We start from the raw sequence: 2262 nt of genomic DNA on the forward strand, positions 1-2262 counted from the left end.
TATTTCGCCAACCAGCGCATCGAACCGGTCCGCCGCTTCACCTACGACACGTTGAATCAACTGATCAAAGCCACCGGCTGGGAAACCGCCAAGCCCTCATTCGGCCCCGCATTACCCGAGTGGCAAGCCTTCGGCCCGCCCGATGCCAGCCGTTGGAGCAACTACAGCGAAACCTATCACCATGATGCCGCGGGTAATCTGCTGGAGCGCACTCATCTCGGTGCCGAGAACGACACGTTGATCATGCGGGTGGCGGAGCACAGCAATCGCAGCATCAAAGATCGACCGGGCGCGGATTTGGAGGCGCTGTTCGATGTTCGTGGCAATTTGCTGGAGCTGCAACCGGGTCAGGCGTTGCAGTGGAATGGTCGCAATGAATTGGCCCAGGTCACCCAAGTAACCCGGATCGCTGCCGCCGATGATTGGGAGCGCTACGTTTACGATGCTGAAGGCATGCGTCTGCGCAAATGCCGAAGTGCTGCAGCGAAATCCGTCATCCATACAGCCGAAGTACGCTACCTGCCGGGCATCGAGTTGCACACCAACAGTGCCACGGGTGAGCGGTTGCAGGTTATCAGTGTTCAGGTGGGGCGCTGTACGGTGCGGCTGCTGCATTGGGACAGTCCGCCCCCCGATGACGTGGAAAACGACCAACTGCGTTACTGCTTCGACGATCACCTGGGGTCGAGTGCGATTGAAGTGGATGCGCAGGCGAAACCGATGAGCCAGGAAGTGTATTACCCGTTTGGCGGCACGGCGTGGCTGGCGGGGCGGCAGGAGGTGGAAAGCAGTTACAAGACTATCCGTTACTCGGGCAAGGAACGAGATGCGACGGGGCTTTATTACTATGGCGCGCGTTTTTACGCGCCATGGTTACAGCGGTGGCTGAGTCCAGATCCCGCGGGGGATATAGATGCGTTAAATTTTTATGATTTTGTAAACAATAGGCCGCTTGTATTTTTTGATTCCGACGGATACGCCCCAATTTCAGCTGCCGAATATGATGTTATGTTCGAACAGAAAATCGGAATTCCTGACATTGTCAAGCATAGAGGAATGGCGAACATCAGTCTTCACCTGCCACTTTTGGCTAGCAAACTAAAAGAAGCGCTTAAATTAGCAGTAGAGGGTTTGAGTCGAAGTGTGGAGGAGTTGAAAAATGGTAGCCATGATCGAGAAAAACTGAACGCACACTTCGGAGTTGGAGGTGGCAGCAATACTGATCAGTTAATCAAGGTTTACAAAGAAGCATTGTCAGGACTTAAGCGAATTACTGACACCTCTGAAAAAATTGTCGTTTTCGACGATGTCGATGGAGACTACGCAGATACCGCCGCATTTGTCATTCCTGGCGATAGAAGAGAAAAAATATACGTAAACAATCAGTTCTTCACAAGTGCTCCGACAGAAGAGTTAGCTTTTATTATTATTCATGAGCGCATTCATCAAAGCAAAGTTATAAGTGCTCAAAAAGACTTATGGTATTTGGTGCCGACATCTAGCGACTATGCTGGCGCCAAACTTGTCAGCGGAAACGTTGACTTAAAAACCTCGAAAAATGCGGCCATGGCAAGCATGTCGAAAAGAATGATGACGACAACAAATATTGTAATAGACGATATCGATCCTAGCGTTCAAGATGACTTTGTAAACGTTGCGGGGGGCGCATCCATTGATGAAGCATTAGAGAGTTTCAAAAAAACTCCTGCGCTTCGAACAAAAATGGCATTTAGAAATCCTGATAACTACGCGAGTTATATTATGGCTCCGGCTATTTAAATGGCGCGACTCAATGAGTGTCTTGCCTTGGAGATTATTCAAGGACTGCTCAAAAATACCGCACAATCCGCCACAGCGAGTTTATCTGCTCTAGCATTCCAACCTCTGATCAACGGGGACCAACGTCTACTGTCATTGTTGACAGTAGACGTTGGTCCCCGGCACGCCTAGATTGCGAGTGGTCTCTCCATCGTTGAGTGCCACGATTTGCACAGTTACACACCGTCAATAAGCGCCATTGAGCCACGCGGGTTGCCCGTGCGTGAGGTGGTTTATCATCGACGCGATGTGGGTGATCCCTTTGAAACGCGGGTCACGCATCAGCTTCACGATGCAACGGGCAGGCTCACCGAGCAATGGGATCCCCGGTTGTTTGCGTTGATGCAGTCGGGTGCTGCGGTTCCACCCAATCTACATACTTTTTACAGCCTGTCAGGCCAAAGTCTGTGCAGCGACAGTGTCGATGCCGGCTGGCAACTGAGC

The 2262-nt window shown here is 51.2% G+C and carries 1 protein-coding gene and 1 pseudogene; both read left to right on the forward strand.

The window, feature by feature from the left end; translation table 11 throughout:
* A partial coding sequence (locus ACM6I5_RS17315) for an RHS repeat domain-containing protein (RefSeq protein WP_414884279.1) occupies positions 1–1779 on the forward strand: 1779 nt, incomplete at its 5' end.
* Positions 1780–2037: 258 nt separating this feature from the next.
* Positions 2038–2262, forward strand: a pseudogene (locus ACM6I5_RS17320) (RHS repeat protein); the annotation flags it as partial.

Source organism: Pseudomonas sp. IT-P171, assembly GCF_949767765.1.
Taxonomy (GTDB): Bacteria; Pseudomonadota; Gammaproteobacteria; order Pseudomonadales; family Pseudomonadaceae; genus Aquipseudomonas; species Aquipseudomonas fluorescens_B.